Genomic DNA, 25,006 nt, shown 5'->3' with positions numbered 1-25,006 from the left:
CCACGCACTGCGCCGTCTGCCAGGACCGGCTGCCCGAAGACGCCCGGCCCAACCGCCGCTTCTGCTCCCTGCGTTGCCAGCAACGCGCTGCCGGACGCCGTCGGCGCGGCCAGCCAGAGTCCGACCCTCCCGCGACCGTGAGCCCTGTCGCTCCGGACTTCGAGCTGCGCAAGCGCCACCGCCAGCTCGTCGGCAAGGAGCGCACGATCGCCCGGCTGCGTGCCGGACGTGATGCTGACCGTCGTCGGATGCGTGAGCTGGAGGCCGAGGCTGCCTCCGAGAGACGTCGCGCTGATCGGGCCATTGCTTCCGTCGGAAAGGACCAGCATCGGCTGCGGGCCAAGAACGCCTCGCTTCAGGACCAGGTCATCGAGGCCCACGAGACCGTCCGGCAGCACGTCGCCGAGGTCGAACGGCTGCGGCAGACCGTCCGGCAGACCTCTCCCGAGCTGACGGCAGCGCGCGAGATCCGCCGGCAATGGGAAGCACTCGCCGTGGGCATCGCCCGGCAAGCTGCCGGTTCGAACGTGCCGCTTGCCGGTCTCGACCAAGAAGTCCTCACGACCTACCAGCGGCAACGGCAAGCCCCTGCCGCTGAGCCCCAGCCGGCAACGGCAAAGACCCCGCCCCGCAAGAACCGACCTGCCGCTCGCCCGGCAGCTCGTCCCGGCAACTCCGGAAGGACCACCCGATGACCGTCTCCATCTCCAAGATGTCCGTCAGCTACTACATCGAGCAGGTTGCCATCGGGGATGCTGCCCCTGCCGGCACCGGCAGCCGCGACCTCACCCGTTATTACACCGAGGCCGGTGCCCCTCCCGGACGCTGGATCGGTGCCGGCACCGCCGGCCTCGGCATCGACCCCGGCACCCGCGTCACCTCCCGAGCAGCACGCCGACTCCTCGAGGACTCCGCTCACCCCGAGACCGGCGAACGACTCGGCAGGGCACCGATCGCCAAGCAGCAAGCTCCTGCCGGAGCGAAGACCGCTGCCGGCAAGGACGCCAAGTCCGAGCGCGTGTCCGTTGCCGGGTTCGATCTCACCTTCTCCGTGCCGAAGTCCGTCTCCGTGCTGTGGGCCATGGCCGATGACCAGACCAAGGCAGCAGTACACGCCGCCCACCGACGCGCGATCGACGACTCGCTGTCCTGGCTCGACGACCGGGTCATCCAGACCCGAGCCGGCCATGCCGGCGTCGCCAAGGTCGCCACCCGAGGACTCATCGCCACCGCCTTCGACCACTGGGACTCCCGAGCTGGCGACCCACAGCTGCACACCCACGTCGTGATCGCTAACCGTGTCCAACGCGCCTCCGACGGCGCCTGGACCACCCTGGACTCCGTCGCACTGCACAAGAACGTGGTGGCAGCCTCCGAGCGCTTCAACGGGATCCTCTTCGACGAACTCGCCCGCACTCTCGGTACCCAAGCCGAAGTCCGTGGCGAACCGGCCCAGGACCACGACGGCCTCACCGTCGCGGATCGGAACGCACGCATCGAACTCGCCGGCGTCCCCGACGAACTCATCGACGCGTTCTCCTCCCGTTCCCGCGTGATCGAGGCCGAGACCGACCGATTGATCGCCCAGTGGGAAGCCGACCACGGGACAGCACCCTCCGGCCACGATCTCGCTCAGCTGCGGCAGCAGGCCACGCTCACGACCCGCACCGCCAAGGATCCCGACAGCCTCCGATCCCTGGATGAGAAGTCCAGCGACTGGCGGCTCCAGGCATCCGCTCTCGGCCACACCGCCCATGACGTCGTCTCCGCCGCCACGGGCCACGAGCCCACCATCACCGCAGCCTCTGACCCGCAGCCCGAGACCCTGGAGGAGATCGCCTCACGAGCAGTCACCGCCGTCGCGGCGCAGCGCACCACCTTCACCCGCGCCAACGTCCACGCCGAGATCTCCCGTTCCCTGGCCGCTGTGCGCTGCCATAGCGCCGAGGAGCGCGATCGACTCCTCGACCAGCTCACTGATCAGGCCCTCGACCAGACCGTGCGCCTGACCCCCACCCGCTTCCAGCACTCTTCCACCGCGCAGCCCGGGCTCAGCTCCGGTCGCGATCACGCCTTCAACGACTCAGCCTCCTACGCCACCCAGGACCAGCTCTCGGCTGAGGAGCGCCTGATCGCCGCAGCCACGAACACCGGGGCACCGTCCATTACCGATCGACAGCGCGCCGAACAGATCCTCGATGCCGTCACGGTCGGAAACGGCCACTCCCTGGCCCCAGACCAGCGTGAGGCTGCGCTGCGTCTGGCCACCTCCGATCAGTCCCTGTCTGCGCTCATCGGACCCGCCGGCACCGGCAAGACCACCTGTTTGTCCGCGCTGCGGCAGATCTGGGAGGACGAACACGGCCCCGGCAGCATCGTCGGCCTCGCACCCTCCGCAGTCGCGGCCTCAGTCCTCGGCAAGGAGATCGACGTCCCGACCGACAACGTCTCCAAATGGCTCTGGGAATCCGAAGGCCCCGGCGCCACCAACCGACTCAACAAGATCCACACCACCCGCCAGCAGATGACCCGCCTGCTCGACGAGCTGCCGGAGACCCCCACCGCTCAGCAGCAGCGCACGCTGCGCCGGCTCAACGCCACGCTGACCGAGCTGGAGACCACCCAGGACCGCTACCAGATGCGCCCCGGCCAGATGGTCATCGTCGACGAGGCCTCCATGGCAGGCACTCACTCCCTCGATCGGCTACGCGCACAAGCCGAGACCGCCGGTGCCCGAATCGTCGCCGTCGGAGACCCGTCCCAGCTCGGAGCCATCGAGGCCGGCGGCACCCTCGGCTGGATCGAACGCCACCAGGACCAGCCCAACGTCACCGCAGCCACCCTCGAATCCGTCTGGCGCTTCAAGAACGACTGGGAAGCCGGCAACTCCCTCGCCCTGCGCCAAGGCGAGCACGACGCCATCGACCCGCTGCTCGACCACAACCGGATCACCCAGGTCGACGAGCCCGAAGCCGTCGAAGCCACTGCTTTCGACCAGTGGGCCGAAGCCCGTGCCCAAGGCAGTGCGCTGCTGCTGTCGGCCTCCCAAGGATCCGTCGACCGCCTCAACCTCCAGGCCCAAGACCTGCTGCGCAGCACCGGGGAGATCGACCACACCACCACCGTCGCTCTCTCCGGAGACTCCGTGGCCGGGCTCGGCGACCGCATCCTCACCCGCCGCAACGAGCGTCTGGTGCTCGACGACCAGGGCGACTTCATCAAGAACGGTGACCTCCTCACCGTCACCGCCCTGAACGACGACGGCACGCTGGAAGCCACGCGAGACAACGGCGCGACCGTCCACCTCCCGCACACCGTTCTCGAGAACACTCAGCTCGGCTACGCCTCCACCGCCCACCGTGCCCAGGGCGTCACCGTCGATCGTGCGATCACCGCTGTCGATCCGAACCAGACCTCGCGAGAGACCTTCTACGTCTCCATGACGCGCGGCAAGCACTCGAACACCGCTGTGCTGCCCCCGCCGGCACCGGATGACGAGTCGCCCGACCCGTGGCAGCTGCTCCACCGCCTCACCCCGCAGACGGCCAAGGACCAGCTCTGCCGAGTCCTGGACCGCACGGACACGGAGCTGACTGCCCATGAGGTCCGCGACCACGCCCACGGATGGGACAACGACCTCACCCGACTCACCGACGAGCTGCGCTACACCGGTCAGGCCATCGCCACCCGACAGACCGTCCAATGGGTCCGCGACGCCCACGGGTCCGAGATCGCTGACGCATGGGCGAACTCCGAGCACTGGCCCGCCATCGTCAACGCCGTCGCCGCCGGTCGAGACCTTCCCACCGAAGTCCCCGACGCACCCCGCGAAGCTCTCTCCACCCTCCACGCACAACCCGCCGGCACCGATGCCCAACGAGTCCACGGGTCACTACGGCTGCCTGTCCCGGAGACTCCAGATGAGACGGCGACCGTTCAGCAGCTCGTCACCAAGATCGACGACCGGCTCGCGACGCTGCGAGCACAGACCGCCGATGAGCCCTGGCGACTGACCCTCGACCACTACCCATCCGAGACCGTCGACTCCGTCCTCCTGGCCCGGCAGATCAGCGGGTGGGAAAACCCCCACCCAGCCACTGCCAGACGCACGCCCCAAGGACCAACGAGCTGCCGAGGCCTACGACTCGGCCCACGCACGCCTCAGCTCGCCGAGCACCCCACGAACCGCCCAAGAGCCCTATGCCCCCGACACGCCCATCGGAAAAAATTCACAGCATCAGACATTCGACTCATATACCAATCGAAATTCCAGCCCCGACGGCCCAACCGCAGCTTGACCGGCCCACTCCCCTCAGCGGCTCCCGTACAGTTTGCCCCAACCAGAAGGCGACTGCGCCGCCTTGAACCTATCCGCTGCGGCGAGAAAGGAATCTCCAATGCCGCTTTCCAATGACAATCCCCGCGTCGACATTCTCGGAAATACCCCTGTCCTGAACTATCTCGACAATTGGGGCGTTTGGGCGTGGATCGGCATGATCATCCTCACCATCTTCGCTTTCGCGCTCTCCACGCTCGTCAGCAGCCTCGCTCGGCGCGACACCGACTCGGGTCTTGCCGTGATCGCCAATCTCCTCACGTTCACCTACGCGATGTGGCCGCTGCACTTGGTCCTGCGCCATCTGCCTCCGGATTGGGCCGGGTGGCTCGTTGTGATCGGCAGCATCGTCGTCGCGCTGTGGTGGTTCATCCGGGCCCGTGATGTCCATCCGCTGTCCTACGTCTCTGCCATCCTCGCCCCCTGCCTCGCGCTGGGTGCCGATCGCCTCGCCAGGCGCTTCGCCGACATCCCGATCGGATGGGAGACCGCAGGCATAATCATGGTCTTCGCCGGACTCGTCGGCCTCTTCATGTGGCTCTCTGACCGGTGATCATCACGGCCACCTGAGGTTTCCACAGCCTCACATCACGCAACACCAGATCTCTACAATCCCTGGCAGGGGCCCAAGCGGGCCCCTGCCAGACTCGTCCACAGGAGTACCCATGTCTCAGCACGAAGATTCCTCCTGGCCTGAAGAGATCTTCGAGTCCTTCGATCCCGCCCCTGTCTCGCTGGAAGCTGTCCACTTCATCCACTCACCTGAACTCGACATCACCATCGACCCGGAGGCGATTCAGGCATGAAGGCTGATGCTCTCAACGAGATCGCTGCGCTGCCTCCCTGGATCGCCGGCTACGAGATGGCCCGCGACGACGTCGCTGTGCTCACCTTCGCCGAGCGAGACGACGCGATGCAGATCTCCTCCAGCGCCATCGTCCCCATGGACCAGATCGCGCCCGCCGACTTCGAGGAGTCCGCCAGGTACACGGCCCGTCAGCTCATGGCCACCAACGGGGACACCACCCCAGTCGTGTTCGTCATCGGCCACGGTGACGCCGGCGATGTGCTCGCTGACCGACTCACCGACGGCCTCCGACCTGAGCTGCCCAACGGCGCCGAGGTCATCACCCTGCACAACGACGGAGCCGAGGTCGCCGCCCGCACGGAGAACACGCCATGGACGAAGATCGGGGCCCCAGCCGACGTTTCCACCCAGATGACCGCCATGGGAACCCAGCAGCCGTCGGCCTCCCGCCAGATGAGCGACCGCACCTGGTCACCCGACCCCGTCCCCGGCTTCCCCCCGCTGCCTGACCACGAACGAGCCAGGCTCCAGGCCGCTCCGCCGTCCAAGCGCGCCGAGGTCGCTGTCGAGATGCTGAACGATCTCGCCCACGGCAACACCGACGACGTCGAGACCACACGCAGCCGGCTCGCAGCCCTGCTCAGCACCGATGACACCGGCTGGACCCAGGAGCGCGTGATGATGGCCGCCATCACCTCCCAGACACCGGCCATGTCCGACGAGCTGCGTCGCCTCTACGTCCAGGCCCCACCGCAGGACCAACAGGCGATCGCCAGCCCCCTCGCTCTCTCCGCCTTCGCCCAGCAGAAGAACACCCAGCCCCTGCGAGCCCTGCGACCCCAGATCGACGAGAAGGGCCCCAGCAGCAAGGAGCTGATCATCATCGACGCCCTCGCTGCCGGAGTCACCGATCCCCAGCGATTCCAGACCGCGATGAGCAACCGACAGGAACGCCTCCTCACTGAAGGCGTCCCCGCCCAGCGCGACGCCCTCTGGCAGCAGGACCGCCCCGGCCCGCAGAGACCGGCCCAGACCCTGCCGTCGAAGCCCACGACGCCGTCTCCGGTCCCTCGCCCTGAGGATCTGCCGCCGACCACCGGGCCAAGCAACCCGGGCATGAGCTGAACCACCGAGGAGGAGGGGCCGCTGACGATTCGATCGTCAGCGGCCCCTTCCTCATGCCCAAGTCCGGCTCAGCGCGACATGCCGCCGCTGCCCGGCTGCGCCGTCGCCCAGCTCTCGACCGGCGCCGCGTCAGCAGCGCTCGAAGATGCCGGGGCCGCCGAAGCCGAACGCTGCGCGGACTGCCCGTCGGGCTGCGGAGACGCCGTGTGCCACCGCAGCGACGGCGAGACGTCGTCAGCGAAGATCCGGTGGTTCAGCCCCGGTTCCCCGTTGCCGCGCACGTACGGGCTCGACTGGAGGGTGCCCTCCACATTCACGCGATCGCCCTTATGCAGCGACGAGAGCACGTTCTGCCCCAGGCGCTCGTTCGAGATCCCCACGCTGTAGTAGTTCGTCTCGCCATCGGTCCAGTTGCCGCCGGCATCTCGGACTCGCGTGTTCTGCGCCAGGTCGAACACGGTCGGCTGCTCCCCCGACTGCGTCGTGATCCGCTCGGGGTCCGCCGTCAGATTCCCGGCGACGTTGAAGTTCCTGTGGTTCACGGCCATGTCCTGCTCCTCTCATCGTCGGGCCCACGAAGCAGGGCCCGTCACCCTGTCATCGCAGCCCGTCAGCCCGACGTATGGGAGCCGATCAGCCCTCGTCCTCGTCGTCATCGTCACCAGCCACGGACTCGTCCGGGCCCCGTCGAACCTCGGAACCCGGTGCCGTCTCCCAGGTGCTGCCGCCGTCCACCGAGGACTCCCACCAGGTGCTGCCGATCGCTCCACCGCCGGCCTCCACCGTCGCGCCCAGCAGAATGCTGCCCTCGCTGGAGGTGCCGCGACGTGCCGGGCCCAGGATCTTCACCGGGCTCAGCCTCGCCGCCGTGCCGATCTCCACGGCCTCCGAGCGCACGACCGTCCCGGACTCGTCCGTCGCGCACATCCGCCACATCGCGATCCCGTCCTCGGGCTCCGCATCGACCGGCTGCACATCACGAACCTCCGCCAGATGCGCAGCCCAATCCGCCTCATCCACCGGAAGCGTCCCCGGTCCCCAGCCCGGCACATAGGACCGCGCCGGCACATGCCCCTTGTTCGCCACGCACTCCTTCGCCCAGCCCTTCAGCCGATCCCGCATCATCCGCAGATGGAAGTGCCAGGCCGTCATCGGCATCATCGTCGGCGTCGTCGCCTCCCACGCCTGAGCCTCCGCGCCGGCAGCAGCCCACAGCTCCTCGACGATGTCCTGATGACGGAACCAGCACGCCGGGATCTCGTCCTGCGGAATCCGGTGCGCCACCACCAGCCAGTCCACCCAGCCGCGCAGCCACGCCCAGATCTCGCCCATGGACTCCTCAGGCAGATCCCGCCATCGCGTCGCCAACCACGGCGGCACGTCCCCCATGTCCTCCTCGGCCTCGCTCACCGCGGCGTCCTCGTACTGCTGCGCCTCGGCCTCCGGCTCCGCTGCCGAGAGCGTGTCCCACAGCGACGTCGTCGCCTTCGGCGCCTCCTCCGGCGTCGCTCCCTGCTCCTGAGCGCTCATCGTCGCCCCTCCTGGCCCTAATCGTCCTCTGTTCCCAGATAGGCATCGAGGACCACCCGGCGCACGTAGTTCAGCGCCTCCTCCCAGGTACAGCCCTCACGCTGCGCCCGCGACCGCACGGCCCAGTCATGCTCCGAACACAGCAGCACCACCTCATCGGCGATCGTCTGCTCGACCAGCGGCAGCCCGGGCTCATCACCGCGCATGCACACCGAACAGGTCCGCCCCATCGAGCTCGACGACTCCGAGGGCTCCGGCAGATTCAGCGTCCCGTCGCGCAGCGCCTCCAGCAGCACCGGAAGCAGCTCCTCACGCAGCTGATCCTTCACCGCCGCCAGGTGCTCCTCGTCCGGCTCCTGGACCCCACGCACCAGATCCAGATGCTCCTGGCATAGCCACACCACCTGCCCCTCCCACCGGACTTGCCACAGCCGTCGTGCCGGCTCGGTCGCATGCCCGCAGATCCGGCACTGCGGCCCCTCAGCACTGCTCATCGGTTCGTCCACCCTCGTCGTCCCTTCGACGCTGCTATCCGATCAGTCCCTAGCCTGGCCCGTCGCAGCCCGATCACGATGACCGCCGAGGCGCGTCGCCGGTCCCATCCCCAGAAGTCCCGACGACGACGGTCCAGCTCGCGGTGCAGATCCTCATGGCAGCCACGGCACAGCGGCATCAGGTCCTCGTCGGCCTCACCGGCCACCCATGCCCCGGACGGCTCCTGGCGCACACCGTCATAGGACGTGTGGTGCAGATCCACCGGCCCTTCCGCCCGGCAGACCAGGCACATCACGACCTGACGGCGCTGCTCCACCGACCGGAACCACTCCCGACGGCGCGCGAACCATGCCGGCGACCGCAGATATCCGCGCGTGTAGGTGGCATCCCCGCGCCGACCCAGCGACATGCCCACGTCGTCACCGGCCCACGGTCTCAGCGCCCGAGGTCAGCGCCTTCGCCAGCCGCTTGTCGAACCGCGCGATCGCGGCCTTGATCTCGGCGGCGTCCTTGCGCTGTGTCCACCGCGACATCGTCACGACCACCGGACGCACATTGGCCTTCAGCATGAACCCCGTACCCGTCGGCAGCCGGCGCAGCTCCGAGACCGTCACGACATCGTCCTGCCGAGACTGCTCAGCCACCGACACCCCGGAATCGCTCGACGTCCGTGACTGATCGGTGATCTTCCGCTGACCCGCCAGGGACACGAACCGGCCCAGATCATCCGCACCGCTGGAGCCGCCCAGCTGAACCGTCACCGTGGCCGAGCCCAGGATCTGCTCCGTCTCGTACTGGCCCCACTGAGCCCGAGCCTGTCCGGGCGACTGGAGGATGACCAGCGTGGAGATCCCCACACCGCCGCCGTCGGACATGATCGTCGGCAGCTCCCGCCATGCCGCCATGTTCGCGATCTCGTCCAGGATCAGCGACAGCGGCGGATCCAGCCGGTTCCCCGGCAGACTGATCGCCATATCTCGCGCTGCCCACGTGATCGCATCCATCAGCGCCATCAGCATCGGACCAGCCGCCCCGCCGCCGGACTTCGTGCCCACGAGGAACAGCGTGCCCTTGTCCTTCAAGAACTTCTCCGGCTCCAGGCCCTCACCCCAGGCCGGGTTCAGGACATCAGCGACCTCCGGCAGCATCAGCGACGACGTCGCCGAGGTGACGCCCATCCACTTCGAGGGCAGCATCCTCGGATCCGAGTTCAGCTCAGCATCCAGCGCCTCACCCCACCCAGCGGCAGCCGCCGGCGACTCCTTCAGGATCCGCACCGCCTGCTCAGCCAGCCCCGGGGAAGCTCCCCACCGGCCCAGCGTCGGAGCATCGACCTCACCGATCGCCGCCGCGTGCAGCAGGTACTGCATGATCTGCGTGGCCACACCGGCCCACTCCTGATTCGACGTCGACTGCCCCATCGACGAGGCCCCCACGATCGCCTGCGCCCGACGCGCAGCCGTCATCGCAGACTCGCAGCCCTGCGCCGGGTGCCACTTCAGCGTCGTCGGCAACTTCGTCAGCCCCTGCGGATCGAACAGCGCGACCGGCCCGATCCTCTTGCGCGCCTCCCACACCGCCCGCACGTTGTCACCGCGCGTCGACGTCGTGACCACAGCCCCCGGAGCATCAAGCAGCGCATTGATCGCGATGAAGAATCCCTTGCCCGAGCGCGGCGGACCCAGGATCACGACCGAGTCCTCCGACGAGACCCACACCTCCCGGCCCTGCGACGATCCCAGCTTCCAGCCCACGTCCTCGGCCTGCGGATCATCCAGCGTGGGACGCACCACCGAAGCCTTCTGCATCAGCGCCTTGCGCCCAGCCTTGCGCTGGACCTCCGGCGCCTTGGCGATCCCGCGCCGCCAGCGCAGGTCCAGCAGCAGCTTCCGATCCGACTCACGCCACCGGAGCCACATGATCACGCCCGTCACGACCAGCGCGGCCACGATGACCAGGAACACGAGCACCAGCACGCCCATCGCCGTCGTCGACGGCGCGCAGCCCGACTCCGTCGCCAGGGCCTGCTTCCCGTCTCGGAACAGCCCCAGCACCGCACCCGGCCCCAGACGCTGCGGCAGCTGTCCGCACTGCACGAGTGCGACCAGGCTCGCCAGCACGACCACGAGCAGCCACACGGCCACCACCATCGCGATCAACCCGCCGACGAGCTTGCCCCACATGTCCTCGTTGCTCTGCATGACCAGCCCTCCTCAGGACGCGCGCATGGCGTGATCGGTGTCGAACAGCTGGCCCTCCAGATCCGTGCGCACCGTGCGCACGATCCGACCCTCCAGGCTGCCGACCTTCCACAGCGCGTGCCCCTTGGGAGCCCGCGAAACCTCCTCGACCTCCGAGCCGGTGAGCTTCAGCAGCTCCATCGTGGCCCGCAGCTGATCGGACTTCTGCCGGTGAATCACTCGGATGTCCGTATCGGCCAGCAACGACTCCGCCAGCTCACGGGCGCGCGAGCCCACATCACCGGCCCGGTAGAGATCCTTCAGCTTGTGCAGGATCAGAATGTTGAACAGCCCGTAGTCGCGGGCCAGCTTCTGCTGCGCGACCATCCGCTCCAGAGCGGACTCGTCATCCATCGTTTCCCAGCCCTCCTCATACACGCAGATCCGCTGCCCCGAGTCCCGGTTCGTGAACACCGACTCGGCCCACGAGGACACGCACTGCGAGGCGATCTTCCGGGCCTCGACAGGCAGGTTCCGCAGCGGACGCGTGTTGAACACGATCATCGGCAGCGACTCGTCCATCGTCACCGTGGACCGCCCGTCGAACAGGCCTCCCAGGTCGCCATCGACCAGCTGCCGCAGCTGATTCGCGACCTTCCGCCCAGCCCCGCTCGTCACGTCCTCGACGTCGGCAGGCGGGTTGTACAGCTCACGGATCACGTCCGGAATCGTCGGCGCCGAGGCAGCCAACTCCCCCAGCGTCGTCTGCGAGGTCATCGCCTCCAGGTCTTCGCCGTTGGCTCGCGAGGCAGCACCAATCGCCTCGGTCAGTGCCAGGCGCTCATCACCATCGAGGCGGCGCTTCGCCAGAATCTGCGCGATCGTCGTCATGATCGAGGACCGACGCGACTGCACGATCCGCAGCCACTCCTCATCGCTGACCCCGCTAGAGCGCTTGCCCGGATCCAGCGGGTTGATCACGCGGCCCTGCACGCCCACCGTGATCTCCGGATCCACGCCTTCGGCCACCAGGGCGCGGGCCACGATGACCCATTCAGCCTTCGGGTCCGACATGATCACCGCCCGACGCCCGGCTTGAACCATGCGCTTCACCCAGGCCTTCGTCGTCGTGGACTTGCCCGTGCCCACCGTGCCGATCAGCACACAGGCCATGCCCGTGATCAGCCCCTCCTGGTAGGCCTCCCACGGGTCCAGACAGAACATTCCGCCGCCATCGGTCACGTTGCCGATGAACGCCCGAACCGTGCCCAGACCCGACTGCGAAACCCACGGGTAGGCACCGGCCAGCGTGAACGTCGAAGCCTCACGGATCTCCGGGCGCTCCATCATCGAGGAGCCCCGCAGATTCCGCGCCCGGGCCTCACCACCGGACCCCCAGGTGCGCTTCGCCAGCCCGGAGGCGCCCTGCCTGCGGCCACCACCGCCGTCCGCCTCCCGCCGGATGCGCGACGTTTCCTTGCGCGCTGCGATCCGGGCAGCCCGGCGCTGCTGCCGAGTCCAGTCCCCGGCCTCCCAGGAGATCGTGAATGCCTGCGACTTGTGCTTAGCCATCGTCACTTCCCCTTGATCATGCTGCGACCCAGCGGCAGAGCCGCCGCCAGGAACCCGGCCCACTGCTGTCCGTAGAGCGTGCGCAGCTCGCACCCTGCGCGTGTAGAGCCTTGGATCATCCGCTTCGTGTTCCGTTCGAGCTCGTCAGCCGATCCGCCCGAGACGACGATCAGGCCCACGAACTTCGCCATGCCGTGACCGGCCAGCAGCTCCGCGCTCGTGCGCTCCAGATCGCTTTCGACCGCGCCCTCCACGATCGAGGCCGTCTGCCCGAGCTGGCTGCGCATGATCGCCCCGGACTGCTGATCGCTCATTCGGCGCTGCACGCGCTTCATGCCCGCGTCCACGCCCTGCGGACGGATCGCCTGCGTCACCACGTGCGGGAAGTCCGCGCCGTTGAGGAAGCGCATGAACCCGGGCTGCTGCGGTCGCGTCGGCCACTGCGCGACCTCCATGACGCGGTGCCACGCCGAGTCCACACGCATCCGGTCCCACTCGACGTCCACACCCATCGGCCCCGCCGTCGCCGCCGTCACGTGGATCGACCCGTCAGCGATCGCCACGGCCTCATCCGGTACCAGCGCCCGGCGCAGCGCCTGAGCCAGCAGATCCACGCTCAGCCACTCCGAGACATCGACGCTGCACTCACGGATCAGCTCCTCCATCTGATCCTCAAACCGGGCGCAGACCGCCAGCATGCCCTTGATGCCTCCGCCTGAGGCCTTGACCTGATCCCGCAGCCCCTCCTGCGACAGCGTCACCCCGATCAGGTGATCGTGCTGAACCTGGGACCGATCCCCCGAGAGCAGGTTCAAGTAGTCGTTATGCAGCAGCGGCGACAACGAGGCCCCTGCTGGAGTGCCGGCCTCCTCGCTGTGCTCCACCTGCCGTTCGTAGGCCTGCCGGATCTCCGCTGCCGATGCCGTCGTGATCGTGTCCGAGGCCTGCACAGCCAGCACGCCCGGCTCACTGTGCAGCGCGTCGACCAGCGACGCCCAGTTCGCCAGCACATCGTTCTGATCTTCCGGCTCGGCCATCCGGAATCCGTGTGGGACTACACGGGCGACCATCGCCGCCGTCTTCGTCACCGGATCCCAGACCATCGCCGACCCGTTCGACAGCTGATACAGCCGCAGCTCCGCCGCCTCACCCGGCAGCCGCAGCCGCACCGGAGGCTCAATCCCCGCAGCGATCGCAGCCTCCTCCTCCTGAGCATCCGCCTCCAGCTCACGGGCCGAGGGATCGTGCGAAACGAAGGAATCCTGGCCCTGGCCCTGGTGCCGCAGCGCACGGACCCGCTGCTTGATCCACCACGGCAGAGGCCTGCCCCGGAACGGGATCACGGTGACCAAGATCGCCACCACGTCCAGGATCAGCAGCCCCAGCATGAACAGCGACCATCCGAACGTGGAGGCCAGCACCACGATCAGCAGGAAGATGCCGGCCAGCACCGCCGCTGTCACCGTCTGGGACACGTCCAGCCACAGCACGGCCTTCTGCCCGCCGCTGCGCGGGAACTGCACATCGGGAACCTCGGCTCCCGTATCGACTTTCTCGCTCATCTTGCTCACTTCCTCACGAATCGAGTCGCCTGCTGGACCACGCGCCCACCGGCACGGCCACCAGCAGCCCCAGCACCCATCACCGCGCGGTCAGCCCCACTGGAGGCAGCCGTGGCCGTGAATGAGAACAGCGCCATCGTCGCCAACGGCATCACCGCCGCCAGGACCACGCACACCAGCGCAGCGATGAACTGCTGAGTCGTCGCCGCGTACTGGAACATGCTGATCCCCAGCACCAGCACCGCTGCCGACAGCGGCTTCGCGATCAGCAGCCCCACCACCATCGCCAGCCAGCGGAAGAACCACGCCTTCGTCGCATCCAGCGCCAGCGCGAAAACCGCGACAGCCGCGAAAGCAACCAGCACCACAAGCAGCATCGTGCGCAGCGACAACATGAACGACAGCAGCATCGACGCCAGCCACACCAGACCCGCCGTCCCCGCCGGCACGATCAGCGAGAAATCTCCCGCGTTATCGCCCACACCACGCCAGATGTTGTATTCAGAATTGACTTCCTGAAACTCGCCCTGGTCATTCAGCTCGAACCCGAACAGCTTCATAAAGCCACTCATGTTCTGCGTTTCGCCATTCGCGTCCAGAATGAAGTTCGTGGCCCCGTCCATCGCCGAGGCAGCCGACATGATCAGCGTGACCATGATCATCATCGTCGGCAGCGCAAGCAGTGCCGCCGCTGCGCCTCGCACGATCTTGTCCGTCCGAGACTGGAACACGCCCGTGGTGACCTGCACAGCCACCAGCGACAGCAGGATCGGAGCCATGACCACGGTGATCACCCGCAGCATCCCGGGATCATCCCCGGCGCCGACAACGCCGGCCCACCAGTCATCCGAGAGATTGCTGGCCTCGAAGGCCTCCTTCATGAACGTCCACGAGTCCTCCGCGAACCGCTCGATCGTGGCCTGGAAGCCGTCCCTCGAAGCATCGGAGAGCCAGCTCCCGACCCCGTCCTGCCCGATCATCACCGCAGCCATGACTCCACCTCCTTTCGGTCTGTCTCAGGCCCGGATCAGCGCGAACCGAGCATCGAGAGCATCGACGTGCTGATCAGTCCCGGCTGCGCCCCGGTCAGGTCCATGCCCGAGCCGAACCGCACCCAGGCGCCAGCTCCTGCGATCACGGCAGCACCGATCAGGGAGAACAACAGCACCCAGAAGCCCTTCGTCTTCTGCCCAGGTGCTGTGGACAGGTAGCCGGTGGCGATCAGCACGCCGCCGACGACGACGACGATCACGATCAGCACGAGCCCGCCGGCCATCGCCCAGCCGCCCACATCGCGCAGCGCCGGCAGGAAGGGCGCATCCGACTGCACGGACACCCCCGGGTCGAACTCACCCTGCGCAGCGATGTTCGTCAGGGCGTTGTTGGTCTTGATCATTCCGAGGTTCAGCAGGTCGTTCATGGTCTTTCTCCTTCGTCATTCAGTGAGTGCGTGCAGCAGGTTCTTGTCGGGTCGGTTTCTTCACATCAGCCGGCTCAGCTGAACTCCACCTCCTCCGGTTCCCCGTCCTCGCACTCGCCCTTCGGCGGGATCCATTCATCGACCTTCTCGAGTTCGGTCATGCTCGCGGCATCACCAGTCGTTCCGGTGAGGTGCACCATCCGGCAGGGATCCACGGTGTTGTCGGAGCAGTTCTCGGAAGGATCCGGCCAGTACTCGGCTTCAGCCGAGGCAAGCGGCTGATCGAATTCAGGAATCTCGACCTTCTCGTTGAACTCGTCTTCCCACACGCCGGCGTTGATCGTGGCCGTACGCGACTCGGAGCACTCCGACTTCGATTCCACCGGCGGTGCCTTCTGCGCCTCCACCTTCGGAACCGAGTAGAGAGTCGCCCCTGCCATGACCAGCGCCCCGGCGTTGGTGATCACCGCTGCGGCAAAGGCCACGCGACCGACCTGCGCCAGCGCTCCTGCCGCCAGACCGGACTGCTGCGCCTTCTTGTGCGCGACCACGGCCACCACACCTGCGACCAGGCCGATGACCAGCAGGATCAGACACGAGACCAGGATCGTTCCGGACAGCCCGGAGAGCCCGCTGACGGCCTCACCGGAGTTCGACGTCCACATGCGCCCTCCTTCACGACCGGCCCGGCCCCGATCTCGGGTCCGTGTCCAACCGGCCATCCGAGAACTCATCGGCACAGGCAGCTCCCGCGTAGTTCACACACCGCCGCCCCGTCTTGCGATGTCTGAGCACCGGCTCACGCTGTAGCCACCACGACCTGAGGAGACCGCCATGGGCATCCCGCTTCTGCTGCTGATCACCGTCGCGTCGATCTGGATGCTGCTCTCCGGCGCCCGTCTCGTCGTTGCCGGGCTGCGCCTGACCACCTGGGCACTGACGACGAAGGCCGGTTGGCTCACCCTCGGCGCCCTTGGCGTCGGCTGGCTCACTCTCACCGCGTGAACCACAGCCCCTGCCCCAGTCGCGATGACTCTTCAGCCGGCCCCGCCCGGGGTCGGCTGACCCATCAGGAGGACAGACCCGTGATCACCGTCTTCACCAAGCCCGATTGCGTTCAGTGCGACCGCACCCGCGCACAGCTGACCAAGCACTCGCTCACGTTCACGACCCGCGACGTCACCACCGACCCCGAGGCACACGCCTACATCACTGACGGTCTCGGCTACCGTCAGGCCCCCGTCGTCGTGATCGACGAAGGCGCGCAGCACTGGTCCGGTTACCGCCCCGACAAGATCAGCCAGCTCGCCGCCCTGCGCAGCCCTTCCGAGGTCACCACCGCAGCTGCGGCCTCGACCACCCAGGCCCAGGCTGAGCGCTGAAGCAACGACCGGCCACTGCGCCGACGACGATGGGGCCGGGACACCATGTGGTGTCCCGGCCCCATCCGTATCTCGGCAGCTCCACTCAGCTCGAAGACTCCTCCGCGGAGGATCCGGCCTCCTGGCAGTCGAACGCGGTCACCGTCTGCTGCCCGCCCTTCTTCTCGACCGCCACGGTGCACGACTTCGCCCCACCCTCCGGCACGACCTCATCCACCGAGGCATGCCAAGACCAGGAGACGTCCACCGTGACCCACTCCACGCCGTCGCGTTCCGGCAGCTCGTGCATCGCCGGCACCACATCGACCTCAGCCGACGACCACGCCCCAGCAGCCGTAGCCTGCCGCCACCACAGCGGAGCCCATCGCCCCGGGCCCTCAGCCCCGGCAGCCAGCGCATCCGCCGTCACCAGATCCTCGACTCGAGAAGCAGCATCCCCAGGCGCGGTGTCCTGCGTCGTGTCCCACACCGACAGGCCCCGCATCGCCTCGATCGCCACCACACGCGCATTCGTCCGATCAACCGTGGACTGGTCCGAGAACCCAGGGAAGTCCCGCCCGTCACCCTCCACTGCCGGCGACGGAGACGGGGCCACCACCCCATTGCCGGCAACATCATCCGGGCCGGGCGAAGGCGCCGAGAATCCCTCCGGCAACGACTCCTCGTCTGTCGGCGACGGAGAGGACGACGACTCAGGTGACCCATTTGGGTCACCTGCCGACTCGGTTGCCCCCGCGCTGGCGGAGGCTTCAGGTGATCCATTTGGATCACCTGAAGCTGCCGCCCCCGCCAACGTCTCCGCTGCCGACGGTGAGGGCGACGACGACTCAGATGACACCGGATCGATCGGTTCGTAAGCCTCCCGGCGGTCCTCACCATCACCCCCGCAGCCGGCCAGCAGCAGCACGGCCACCACACCCATTCCCAGACCTGCGGCCCTCATCGTGTACGTGCGCATCACAGCGCTCCCTTCTCTTTCAGAATCGGTTCCGGATCCACGTTGTAGAGATCTCCCTTGTCGTCACGCTCCCAGGGCAGCGTGCAGGCCGGGGTCCCCGGCTTCATCGCCTCCAAGTGAAGGTGCGTGCTCATGTCGAACTGGCCTTCGTTGCCCTCGACGCCGATCGGGTCGCCGCGCTCCAGCTCGTCGCCGACCTTCACGTTGCGCTCGGCGAGATGGATGAAGTTCAGCAGCAGCTCGGAGTCGTCCCCGTTGGTGACCTTGACCTGCACCATCCCGTCGAAATCCGGGACGCACACGACCTCCGCCTTAGTCGGAGACACCACCGTGCCGCCCGGCGCCTTGCCGGCCCCCGGCGTGGCGATGTCCGCCCCGAGGTGGAAGTTCGCGTGGCAGCCGTTGCTGATGTTGTAGTCACCCGGCGCGCAGCCAGGCATGACGTTGCGCGCGCCATAGCCGGAGGTGTGCTGACCACCCGGCAGCGGCTTCGCCCACTCGCCATCGCCCAGCTCGACCTCAGAGACATCGCTGCCCGAGGCGACCTGCTTGCACTCGACGCTGTAGTCCTCCTGCGCGCCGTCGAAGATCGTCTTGACGTAGTTCTGCGTCTCCTCATAAGGCGGGATCTCGCCGTCCTCCAGCCCCGGAGCCGCCTCGCCAGCGTTGTAGGACGCCACAGCCAGGCGCAGCGCATCCGGCCCGCCCTCGTTCTTGTCCGCCTTCGGCTGCGAGACCTCGACCAGATGCTTCATGTAGCGGCCATAGGCGGCCATCGCATCCGCCGGGTCGTTGACGTCCCCGCCCTCGCCGTAGGTCTCCCAGGCGTCCGGCATGAACTGCGCCGGCCCCTGAGCGCCCACGGGGCTGCTGGCCGAGGTAGAGAAACCGGACTCCTGGTTGATCTGTGCTGCCACGATCTCCTCAGGCAGCCCCGAGACCTCGGCAGCGTCCTTCACCGGCTGCTTGAAGGCTTCTGGCACCTCGACTCGGGCTCCGCCCTCGCCATCGCCCTCGGCAGCATTGACCTGGCAGGTACTGCCGGCAGTCGTGGCCGCAGCCTGCGTGTCGTGCTGATCCTTCGCCTCAGCTGCTCCAGCACCCAGGAACAGCATCAGCGAGGCCAGGCCCAGCATCAGCACCATCGCGATCGCGCCGAACAGCATCACGGGCCAGCCAACGAGCTTCACCAGCAGCCCGAGCCCAGCCCGCTTCACCGTGCCCCTCACAGGCCCGGCTCCCAGGCCTCATCTGCGAGGTTCACGAACTCGCTCGGCTCCTCGGCCCAGCGCGTCACCACGCACCGATCCACGCCGCCTGCCGGCGGGCACACCACCACGGCCTCCATCAGCGCACCGGACGGGGTCTGCACCTCATCCCCGTCGACGGTGATGTGCCGATCCAGACGCATTCCGACTTGCACCAGATGCGTCCCCGGCTGCGCCTCCGGGCCGAACTCGAACTCCGGGGCGATGCCGCGCCCGTCCTCGATCGCGGCATCCATCTCTGCCCAGGAGACCTCCGCCGAGGACACAGCACCCTGCTCACCGGCCTCACCCCAGTCCTCCTGACGACCCGCCTGAGACTCCAGCAGGAACGAATCCCTAGCCTCGTACCAGTCGCCGACGCTGTCCGAGGTCGTGTCCGTGGACCGCAGCGACCGCAGGAACCGCGCGCCGGTCACCAGCGGATCATCCGCATCCTCGTCTCGTGCCGTGACCAGCCCATCACCAGCGTTGATCTCCTTCAGCGCAGCCTCATCAGCCTCGCGCCCCGACGGTTCCGGCTGCGATGCCTCCCCCGCCGGCTCAGCCTGCCCAGATGCCTCCTCCTGAGCACCAGACGACCCGTCAGGCAGCGCCTGCTTCGGCTCCGACGTCTCAGACTGTCCGGACTCCTCAGGAGCCGGAACCGCCGGCTCGCCGTCCGGGCGCAGCACAGCCCACGTCCCCACGCACATCACGATCACCAGCACCAGCGCAGCCACACCGACAAGGAGCTGCTTGCCCCTGGAGCGCTCCAGTGCCTGACTCAACCGCGCCGCCGTGCTGCGGGCCCGCTGCTCACCAGGTGCAGTCCACCGCGCATGAGGCGGATGAAAGAACTCCCAGGTCAGCCGTCGGAGCCTGCCCGGGCGCTTGCCATGCGTCGGCTCCTCCGCGCCGACCGTCTCGGTCACCTCGGGCTCGGGGGCCTGCGGATCGGTCGTCTCGTCGTTCTCGTCACGCATTAGCGATCACCACCTTCACGGCGTCATCGCTTCACCCCCAGCCACCGTGTGTCCTGCCCAGACATAGAACTGGAGGACACCCGAGTCACTCGAATGCCCTCCAGCCCCACGAACTACCGCTACGGCCCCTCAGGCCAGAACTTCGGCTCACCACCCAGCTCGAACGCCACGGATGGCTCGACGTCGTCCAGGGCCCAGTGGTGCCGTTCCCGCACGTGCCGGCGCAGCGACAGCTCCAGGGACCACGCCATCGACCCGAACCAGCCCTCGCGATCCACGGGCACGCCCGACAGCTCCTCCAGGCGATCCCGGCCCTGCTCCACGCGCATCGCCAGCGCACCCAGCTTTCCCGCCGTGGCTATGGCTGCCTCCCACAGCGAGCCCTGCTGCGCCTCGGTCATCAGCTGCTCCAGCGTGGCGCCCCACTGCTGGCTCCACTGCGGCATCTCCCACTGCGCCCACCCAGATTGGGCCAGCACCTGCGAGAACACCGCATCATGGGCAGCCTCCACATCCACCAGCACGCCCTGCAAGACCTTGCTGACGCCCTGCGGTGCAACCCGCCCCGTCGGCACGTCGAGATCCAGCAGCCAGACCGCATCGGCAGCGCGCCCGTGCCGCTGCGCGACATACCCCGCGACATCAGCCACCAGCCAATGCGCAAGACCGGGACGACTCAGCGTCAGCTCCCGTGCCTGTCGCCCGTCCGTTCCAATCACTTGGGCTTCGATCGTGATCACAGCGTGTTCTCGGAGACGTTGAAGTGTTCCTCGTCGTCCAGAGCCGTGGATACCAGTTCCTCCAGATCCTCAGGCTCAGCGTCCGAGTTGTCCATCCACCAACCAGCGCGAGTGATCATCCGCGCATGCGTCATGATCTGCTCCTCGAACTCGGCCTCCGTCATCGCGGCGTCATCTCCGCGCACCAGCTCCTCGAAGGCGTTCTTCACCACGAAATCTCGGAACAGCGGGGCCCACTCCAGCTGCTTGTCCGTACCCTCCAGCTCCGGCAGCCCCAGCTTCTGCGCATCCGCAGCAGCAGCCTCCCGCCTCTCCTCCAGGTACTCGCCCTTGTTCTCCTTCTTCCAGCACTCCGTGCACTGCTGCCCGGACAGCCAGTTCGCGAACCCCTTGCGCTTACCAGCGGGACGATCGCTGAGATCCCTCGTCTCCTCGTGTCCGCACGCGAACTTGATCTCGAACTCCGTCTGCACAGCCATCGTGGCCTCCTCGGGTCTCATTGATGTTGCCAACATCGACCCATCGGACATCTACAGAGCCAGCGTGTGTCGATTTGCTGTGGTCACCACCTGGGGGGCTGCCGCCGCCCCCCCCCCAGACCCCCGCGCCAGGGGCACGACCCCTTGGACCCCCACGCCCCGCGCGCGCAGCGCGCGGGGCTGGCAGGGGACTCCGCCCCTGCACCCCGCTGCGCACGCACTCTCCGCAAGCTCCGAGCGCGCACGCTTCCCCGCGAACAGTCACCAGGGCAGCCCACGACCGAGGGCAGGGGCAAGGCAGCGCAGGCAGCGTCACCGGGCCGAGGTGGGCACCTGGGATCGAGCAGGGACAAGCGAAGACGAGGTGAAAACTCCCCAATCCGTGACATGTCAATAAAGTGCCGGCGGGCGGCAGAGCCAGTACAGGCAGAGGCCAGGAGGTCAGGCACTAGCGGCCCCGCGGATTTGCGAAAGGAATGTGCTGATCTGGCTTGCATCATGTCCATAGTAGGGTAGTACAGACAGCCCAAGATGGGCAGGACCAAGGCCCCTACCGCCTGATCCGGGCAGAGAAAAAGCCCCACCGCATCACGACCAAGTGGCGATGGGGCCGGAACGGCCCAAAAGGCCGCCCGCTCACACCCAAAAGGGCACCCCCAGGATAGCCCCCCATCACCGAGAGGACCACCCACTATGAGCAGCCCCGAGACCCTGCACGAGCTGGCGCAGGCCGTCCGAGACTTGGACGAGCAGCGCCGCGAGGCGATCCAGCGCCGTGACGCCGCGATCCGTGCCGCGCGCCGCGACGGCGCGCGCCCGGTTGACCTCAACCGCGCCACACAGCTCCACCCGCAGGTGGTCCTTCGGATCATCGGAGCCGCGCAGCCGGAGCCGGAGACCGGCGACGTGGCCGAGCTGTCCGAGGCAGCCCGCACGGCGACCGCCCGCCACAAGGACGCCCTCACGCGCCGGAACGAGGCGATCCGCACCGCCGTGGACGGCGGCGCGAAGATCGCAGACGTGATCGAGAGCACCGGCCTCAGCCGGTCCGCCGTCCACGTCATCCGCACGCGCGACACAACCCACTGACGGTCTGCCATTCTGGCGCGCCAGTTGGGGCGCGAGTTGTGGCACCGTTCCGCAGCTCAAATCCGCGACCGCCGACCTGTGACTATGTCCGCTAATTGGCGGGGTTTCTCAGACGCTCAGTGGCGGCCTCCACTCCCTCGCACGCGAGGGGGTGGTAGCGATGCCCTGCGTGTTCGTAAGGCCATCCGGTTTCGGGACGGCTCTCACTCCTGGTCTGGACGCGGCTGCTCTTCGAGGACACGACGGACGAAGTCTGCCTTCCCCTCCGTGTACGCTTCACGGTCGGCGGTGTGTTGCGTGGCCAATGTCCGCTTCAGGTCCGCGTAACGATGCATGAGCGGCGGGTCAGCGCACAACGCATCGCGGAATGCCACCTGCTCTTTTAAGCGCGGGCTGCCGGCAGGCAGCAAGTGCAGGTGCGCTGCGCGATGCTCGTCGACCACTTGAACCAGGAAGCGACGCCACGGCCTGGCGTCGAGGTCGGCAGGGACGAGGTGCCAGCCGGCAGCGGACAAGACCTGTGCTACGGAGTCCGCACAGTCAAGATCAACGACGGCGGCTTGCACGTCGATGATCGGCTTGGCCACCAAGCCTGGCACAGCAGTCGATCCAACGTGCTCGGTTGGGGCAACCAACCAGCGGGCGAGCACTGCATTCAGCTCCCGGCACAGTTGCGCCCCGCGACGCTGCCACTTCTCGTCGGGCGGTTGAACATGCACCTGCTCCGTCGCCCACGCCGGCCACTGGCTCATGAGCACATTGTCCCATTCACCGATCCCCTTGCGGGGAGCAATGGTGACCTGAGCAGCCAAGGACGAAAGAGGACAGGCCCGCTGGTCGGGGCAGGTCTAGACTCGCTGGTATGCAAATAACTGTTCTCGGTGCCACTGGAACGATCGGGTCTCGGATCGCTGATCAGCTGGAGGAGCGCGGCCACCAGGTCCAGCGCGCCAGCCGCAGCAAGGGTGCCGACGCCTGGGATAGGACCGGCCTCGAAAGGGCATTCAACGGGGACGCCGTGGTGGTGGACTGTTTGAATATCGAGACTATTGGGGCAAAGAAGTCACGAGAGTTCTTCACCGGCACAGCGAAGAACATCACCCATACGGCGCAGTCAGCAGGGGTAAGTCGCATTGTGTGCGTGTCGATCGCAGGTGCAGCCGACCCCAAGGTGAACCGCTGGTTTGGTTACTACCAGGGCAAAGCGGCACAGGAGCAGACGTATCAGCAATCCGCTGTACCAACGACGATTGTCCACTCAGCCCAGTGGTTCGAACTCATGGACAACGTGGTCCGTCGCGCGACGCTGGGGCCAGTCACTGTGCTTCCCACCATGAAGATGGCGGCCTTGGCAGCCGACCGTGCTGCGGCGATCATCGCCGAGGACATTGAGCAGAGCGCCGAGGATGCCAACGATCGTACTCTTGCTATTCGTGGACCTGAGGAAGCAACTACTTTGCAGATCTGTCGAGCGATCCTCGCTGCTCGGGGCAGTATTGACGGGCGGCGGCCACGAGTGATGACACAAGCGCCCTACCTCGGGCGCGCAATCGCCGCCGGCGGGCTGATACCAGATCACGGCGTCACCGATGACCTCACCGTCGAGCAGTGGCTGGCAGGCTCGACATGATTCGCCTGTAGCTGAACTGCTCGTCTGAGCGCAGCCTGGTAACGATACCCCACCGGGCACACCCAGCGCTGACCAGCAGCGTTGAACCCACGCGGCTGTGAGTCGCATCGATAAGTAGCATGGTTCTTGCGCTGGTAAATAGCGGTCACCAGCGCACGGCTAGTTACGCTGGGGGGACTGCCGCACGGATAGGTGACATCTGATCTGGCTTGCCCGCTGGGCGGCCTGGAAGGATGTGCATCATGCCCGCTGCCTACCCCCAGGAGTTCCGTGAAGACGTCGTGCGAGTGGCCCGGTCCTGTGAGGCCGGCATCACGATCGCGCAGATCGCGAAGGACTTCGGAGTCCACGAGATGACGCTGCACAAATGGATCCGCCAAGCCGACATCGACGACGGCGACCGCCCCGGCAGGACACGGGAGGAATCGACCGAGCTGCGTGAGGCCCGCAAGCAGATCCGGCTGCTCCAGCAGGAGAAGGAGGTCCTCCGCCGTGCCGCGGCCTACCTGTCCCAGGCGAACCTGCCGGGAAACGGTTCTACCCGCTCGTGAGTGAGCTCGCCGCGGACGGCATCCCCGTCGCGGTGTCCCTGCGGGTCCTGAAGCTCTCCCGTCAGCCCTACTACCGCTGGCGCCACCAGCAGGTCACCCAGGCTGGGCTGACTGAGGCCTACCGCGCCAACGCGTGACTGGACGCCCACGTCGACGACCCCGAGTATGGCTACCGGTTCCTGGCCGGCGAAGCCGCCGAGGCCGGCGAAGTGATGTGCGAGCGGACCGCGCGGAAGATCTGCCGAGACAACCAGTGGTGGTCCGCGTTCGGGAAGAAGCGGGCCAAGAACGGGAAACGGCCCGGGCCGCCGGTCCACGATGATCTCGTGAAGCGGGACTTCTCCGCCGATGACGTCAACGAACTGTGGCTGACCGACATCACCGAGCACTGGACCGACGAGGGCAAGCTCTACCTCTGCGCCATCAAGGACGTGTTCTCAGCCCGGATCATCGGCTACTCGATCAGCGACCGTATGAAGGCACGACTGGCGGTGAACGCCCTGGACAACGCCGCTTCCCGCCGCGGTGACGTCGCTGGCTGCATCGTGCATTCGGACCGAGGATCCCAGTTCCGGTCACGCAAATTCGTGCAGACGTTGAACCGTCATCACCTCATCGGGTCGATGGGGAAAGTCGGTGCCGCTGGGGACAACGCCGCGATGGAGTCCTTCTTCGCCCTGCTGCAGAAGAACGTCCTGGACCGGAAGCGGTGGCGGACCCGCGACGAGCTCCGGATCGCGATCGTTACCTGGATCGAACGCAACTATCACCGCCGCCGTCGACAGGCCCGTCTGGGTCGATTGACCCCCATCGAATACGAGACCATCATGAACCCCGCCGTGAGCCTCGCGGCCTGACACCCCAACTGTCACCTATTCGTGCGGCAGTCCCTTCCCACACCGCATCCTGCTGCTCGAGA

General features: G+C 67.3%; 25 protein-coding genes and 1 pseudogene. 10 read left to right on the top strand and 16 right to left on the bottom strand.

The window, feature by feature from the left end; all coding sequences use genetic code 11:
* Positions 1-137 precede the first annotated feature (137 nt).
* The 5 genes from OVA15_RS12600 to OVA15_RS12580 all read left to right on the top strand — a co-directional run bounded on the left by OVA15_RS12600 (position 138) and on the right by OVA15_RS12580 (position 6,269).
* Positions 138-695 carry a hypothetical protein gene (locus tag OVA15_RS12600; RefSeq protein WP_268145381.1) on the top strand — a complete coding sequence of 186 codons (558 nt, stop codon included), beginning with the start codon at positions 138-140 and terminating at the stop codon, positions 693-695.
* Positions 692-4,414, top strand: a complete 3,723-nt coding sequence (mobF, locus tag OVA15_RS12595) for a MobF family relaxase (RefSeq protein WP_268145379.1) — start codon at positions 692-694, stop codon at positions 4,412-4,414. Before OVA15_RS12600 ends, mobF begins: the two co-directional genes overlap by 4 nt.
* Positions 4,398-4,889, top strand: coding sequence for a hypothetical protein (locus OVA15_RS12590; protein ID WP_268145376.1), 492 nt, complete (start codon positions 4,398-4,400; stop codon positions 4,887-4,889). Before mobF ends, OVA15_RS12590 begins: the two co-directional genes overlap by 17 nt.
* A 112-nt stretch (positions 4,890-5,001) precedes the next feature.
* The gene (locus tag OVA15_RS12585) at positions 5,002-5,142 is read left to right on the top strand and encodes a hypothetical protein (protein WP_268145374.1); all 141 of its coding nucleotides are present in this window, start codon (positions 5,002-5,004) and stop codon (positions 5,140-5,142) included.
* Positions 5,139-6,269 carry a hypothetical protein gene (locus OVA15_RS12580; RefSeq protein ID WP_268145372.1) on the top strand — a complete coding sequence of 377 codons (1,131 nt, stop codon included), beginning with the start codon at positions 5,139-5,141 and terminating at the stop codon, positions 6,267-6,269. Before OVA15_RS12585 ends, OVA15_RS12580 begins: the two co-directional genes overlap by 4 nt.
* Positions 6,270-6,337: 68 nt before the next feature.
* Here OVA15_RS12580 and OVA15_RS12575 read toward each other — a convergent pair whose 3' ends face one another.
* The 10 genes from OVA15_RS12575 to OVA15_RS12530 form a co-directional block, all read right to left on the bottom strand.
* Positions 6,338-6,817, bottom strand: coding sequence for a single-stranded DNA-binding protein (locus OVA15_RS12575; protein ID WP_268145370.1), 480 nt, complete (start codon positions 6,815-6,817; stop codon positions 6,338-6,340).
* Between the two features lie 85 nt (positions 6,818-6,902).
* Positions 6,903-7,799, bottom strand: a complete 897-nt coding sequence (locus OVA15_RS12570) for a hypothetical protein (protein WP_268145368.1) — start codon at positions 7,797-7,799, stop codon at positions 6,903-6,905.
* Positions 7,800-7,816: 17 nt separating this feature from the next.
* Positions 7,817-8,293 (bottom strand): hypothetical protein, encoded by a 477-nt coding sequence (locus OVA15_RS12565; RefSeq protein ID WP_268145366.1) that lies wholly within the window; start codon positions 8,291-8,293, stop codon positions 7,817-7,819.
* Complete coding sequence (locus tag OVA15_RS12560) at positions 8,290-8,703, bottom strand: hypothetical protein (protein WP_268145363.1); 414 nt, start codon at positions 8,701-8,703, stop codon at positions 8,290-8,292. The genes OVA15_RS12565 and OVA15_RS12560 overlap by 4 nt, the downstream gene beginning before the upstream one ends.
* 10 nt (positions 8,704-8,713) lie before the next feature.
* The gene (locus tag OVA15_RS12555) at positions 8,714-10,495 is read right to left on the bottom strand and encodes a type IV secretory system conjugative DNA transfer family protein (protein ID WP_268145360.1); all 1,782 of its coding nucleotides are present in this window, start codon (positions 10,493-10,495) and stop codon (positions 8,714-8,716) included.
* Between the two features lie 12 nt (positions 10,496-10,507).
* Positions 10,508-12,046, bottom strand: a complete 1,539-nt coding sequence (locus OVA15_RS12550; protein ID WP_268145358.1) for a hypothetical protein — start codon at positions 12,044-12,046, stop codon at positions 10,508-10,510.
* Positions 12,047-12,048: 2 nt separating this feature from the next.
* Positions 12,049-13,608: an SCO6880 family protein gene (locus OVA15_RS12545; RefSeq protein ID WP_268145355.1), complete on the bottom strand. Its 1,560-nt coding sequence runs from the start codon at positions 13,606-13,608 to the stop codon at positions 12,049-12,051.
* A gap of 5 nt (positions 13,609-13,613) precedes the next feature.
* Complete coding sequence (locus OVA15_RS12540) at positions 13,614-14,600, bottom strand: hypothetical protein (RefSeq protein ID WP_268145353.1); 987 nt, start codon at positions 14,598-14,600, stop codon at positions 13,614-13,616.
* A gap of 35 nt (positions 14,601-14,635) precedes the next feature.
* The gene (locus OVA15_RS12535; protein ID WP_144999092.1) at positions 14,636-15,028 is read right to left on the bottom strand and encodes a hypothetical protein; all 393 of its coding nucleotides are present in this window, start codon (positions 15,026-15,028) and stop codon (positions 14,636-14,638) included.
* A 74-nt stretch (positions 15,029-15,102) separates the two neighbouring features.
* Entirely contained in the window at positions 15,103-15,693 is a 591-nt protein-coding gene (locus tag OVA15_RS12530) for a hypothetical protein (RefSeq protein WP_268145351.1), read from the bottom strand.
* Between the two features lie 169 nt (positions 15,694-15,862).
* On the opposite strand from OVA15_RS12530, the gene OVA15_RS12525 reads away from it, so the two are divergent.
* The gene (locus tag OVA15_RS12525; RefSeq protein ID WP_268145348.1) at positions 15,863-16,033 is read left to right on the top strand and encodes a hypothetical protein; all 171 of its coding nucleotides are present in this window, start codon (positions 15,863-15,865) and stop codon (positions 16,031-16,033) included.
* Positions 16,034-16,113: 80 nt separating this feature from the next.
* Positions 16,114-16,410, top strand: coding sequence for a glutaredoxin family protein (locus OVA15_RS12520; RefSeq protein WP_144795112.1), 297 nt, complete (start codon positions 16,114-16,116; stop codon positions 16,408-16,410).
* Positions 16,411-16,495: 85 nt separating this feature from the next.
* Here the strand turns inward: OVA15_RS12520 and OVA15_RS12515 are convergent, their stop codons facing one another.
* The 5 genes from OVA15_RS12515 to OVA15_RS12495 all read right to left on the bottom strand — a co-directional run bounded on the left by OVA15_RS12515 (position 16,496) and on the right by OVA15_RS12495 (position 20,817).
* Positions 16,496-16,909, bottom strand: coding sequence for a hypothetical protein (locus OVA15_RS12515; protein WP_268145345.1), 414 nt, complete (start codon positions 16,907-16,909; stop codon positions 16,496-16,498).
* 458 nt (positions 16,910-17,367) lie between these two features.
* The gene (locus OVA15_RS12510; RefSeq protein WP_268145342.1) at positions 17,368-18,597 is read right to left on the bottom strand and encodes a transglycosylase SLT domain-containing protein; all 1,230 of its coding nucleotides are present in this window, start codon (positions 18,595-18,597) and stop codon (positions 17,368-17,370) included.
* Positions 18,594-19,598: a hypothetical protein gene (locus OVA15_RS12505; RefSeq protein ID WP_268145340.1), complete on the bottom strand. Its 1,005-nt coding sequence runs from the start codon at positions 19,596-19,598 to the stop codon at positions 18,594-18,596. The genes OVA15_RS12510 and OVA15_RS12505 overlap by 4 nt, the downstream gene beginning before the upstream one ends.
* 119 nt (positions 19,599-19,717) lie before the next feature.
* Positions 19,718-20,338: a hypothetical protein gene (locus OVA15_RS12500; RefSeq protein WP_268145337.1), complete on the bottom strand. Its 621-nt coding sequence runs from the start codon at positions 20,336-20,338 to the stop codon at positions 19,718-19,720.
* A complete protein-coding gene (locus OVA15_RS12495) occupies positions 20,335-20,817 on the bottom strand; it encodes a hypothetical protein (protein WP_268145334.1) in 483 nt (160 codons plus the stop codon). Before OVA15_RS12495 ends, OVA15_RS12500 begins: the two co-directional genes overlap by 4 nt.
* 693 nt (positions 20,818-21,510) lie before the next feature.
* Here OVA15_RS12495 and OVA15_RS12490 point away from each other — a divergent pair.
* A complete protein-coding gene (locus OVA15_RS12490; RefSeq protein ID WP_268145332.1) occupies positions 21,511-21,906 on the top strand; it encodes a hypothetical protein in 396 nt (131 codons plus the stop codon).
* A gap of 203 nt (positions 21,907-22,109) precedes the next feature.
* Here OVA15_RS12490 and OVA15_RS12485 read toward each other — a convergent pair whose 3' ends face one another.
* On the bottom strand, positions 22,110-22,658 hold the full coding sequence (locus OVA15_RS12485) for a GrpB family protein (protein WP_268145330.1): 549 nt from the start codon (positions 22,656-22,658) through the stop codon (positions 22,110-22,112).
* Between the two features lie 110 nt (positions 22,659-22,768).
* Here OVA15_RS12485 and OVA15_RS12480 point away from each other — a divergent pair, with 110 nt between their 5' ends.
* A complete protein-coding gene (locus OVA15_RS12480) occupies positions 22,769-23,536 on the top strand; it encodes an SDR family oxidoreductase (RefSeq protein ID WP_268145328.1) in 768 nt (255 codons plus the stop codon).
* A gap of 242 nt (positions 23,537-23,778) precedes the next feature.
* Positions 23,779-24,944, top strand: a pseudogene (locus OVA15_RS12475) (IS3 family transposase).
* Positions 24,945-25,006: the final 62 nt, after the last annotated feature.

This window comes from Kocuria sp. SL71 (genome assembly GCF_026672465.1).
Taxonomy (GTDB): domain Bacteria; phylum Actinomycetota; class Actinomycetes; order Actinomycetales; family Micrococcaceae; genus Kocuria; species Kocuria palustris.
The sequence above is the reverse complement of the archived record's forward strand: the minus strand, read 5'-3'. Positions and strand labels throughout refer to the sequence as shown.

What these genes read in the sequence shown, in the direction of transcription:
- OVA15_RS12485 (WP_268145330.1), bottom strand. Translation starts at nt 22,658, where the DNA reads ATGAGCCAGTGGCCGGCGTGGGCGACGGAGCAGGTGCATGTTCAACCG.
- OVA15_RS12530 (WP_268145351.1), bottom strand. Translation starts at nt 15,693, where the DNA reads ATGTGGACGTCGAACTCCGGTGAGGCCGTCAGCGGGCTCTCCGGGCTG.
- OVA15_RS12590 (WP_268145376.1), top strand. Translation starts at nt 4,398, where the DNA reads ATGCCGCTTTCCAATGACAATCCCCGCGTCGACATTCTCGGAAATACC.
- OVA15_RS12580 (WP_268145372.1), top strand. Translation starts at nt 5,139, where the DNA reads ATGAAGGCTGATGCTCTCAACGAGATCGCTGCGCTGCCTCCCTGGATC.
- OVA15_RS12560 (WP_268145363.1), bottom strand. Translation starts at nt 8,703, where the DNA reads ATGTCGCTGGGTCGGCGCGGGGATGCCACCTACACGCGCGGATATCTG.
- OVA15_RS12495 (WP_268145334.1), bottom strand. Translation starts at nt 20,817, where the DNA reads ATGGCTGTGCAGACGGAGTTCGAGATCAAGTTCGCGTGCGGACACGAG.
- OVA15_RS12505 (WP_268145340.1), bottom strand. Translation starts at nt 19,598, where the DNA reads ATGCGTGACGAGAACGACGAGACGACCGATCCGCAGGCCCCCGAGCCC.
- OVA15_RS12585 (WP_268145374.1), top strand. Translation starts at nt 5,002, where the DNA reads ATGTCTCAGCACGAAGATTCCTCCTGGCCTGAAGAGATCTTCGAGTCC.
- OVA15_RS12565 (WP_268145366.1), bottom strand. Translation starts at nt 8,293, where the DNA reads ATGAGCAGTGCTGAGGGGCCGCAGTGCCGGATCTGCGGGCATGCGACC.
- OVA15_RS12545 (WP_268145355.1), bottom strand. Translation starts at nt 13,608, where the DNA reads ATGAGCGAGAAAGTCGATACGGGAGCCGAGGTTCCCGATGTGCAGTTC.
- OVA15_RS12570 (WP_268145368.1), bottom strand. Translation starts at nt 7,799, where the DNA reads ATGAGCGCTCAGGAGCAGGGAGCGACGCCGGAGGAGGCGCCGAAGGCG.
- OVA15_RS12555 (WP_268145360.1), bottom strand. Translation starts at nt 10,495, where the DNA reads ATGCAGAGCAACGAGGACATGTGGGGCAAGCTCGTCGGCGGGTTGATC.
- OVA15_RS12490 (WP_268145332.1), top strand. Translation starts at nt 21,511, where the DNA reads ATGAGCAGCCCCGAGACCCTGCACGAGCTGGCGCAGGCCGTCCGAGAC.
- OVA15_RS12480 (WP_268145328.1), top strand. Translation starts at nt 22,769, where the DNA reads ATGCAAATAACTGTTCTCGGTGCCACTGGAACGATCGGGTCTCGGATC.
- OVA15_RS12525 (WP_268145348.1), top strand. Translation starts at nt 15,863, where the DNA reads ATGGGCATCCCGCTTCTGCTGCTGATCACCGTCGCGTCGATCTGGATG.
- OVA15_RS12550 (WP_268145358.1), bottom strand. Translation starts at nt 12,046, where the DNA reads ATGGCTAAGCACAAGTCGCAGGCATTCACGATCTCCTGGGAGGCCGGG.
- OVA15_RS12535 (WP_144999092.1), bottom strand. Translation starts at nt 15,028, where the DNA reads ATGAACGACCTGCTGAACCTCGGAATGATCAAGACCAACAACGCCCTG.
- OVA15_RS12540 (WP_268145353.1), bottom strand. Translation starts at nt 14,600, where the DNA reads ATGGCTGCGGTGATGATCGGGCAGGACGGGGTCGGGAGCTGGCTCTCC.
- mobF (WP_268145379.1), top strand. Translation starts at nt 692, where the DNA reads ATGACCGTCTCCATCTCCAAGATGTCCGTCAGCTACTACATCGAGCAG.
- OVA15_RS12575 (WP_268145370.1), bottom strand. Translation starts at nt 6,817, where the DNA reads ATGGCCGTGAACCACAGGAACTTCAACGTCGCCGGGAATCTGACGGCG.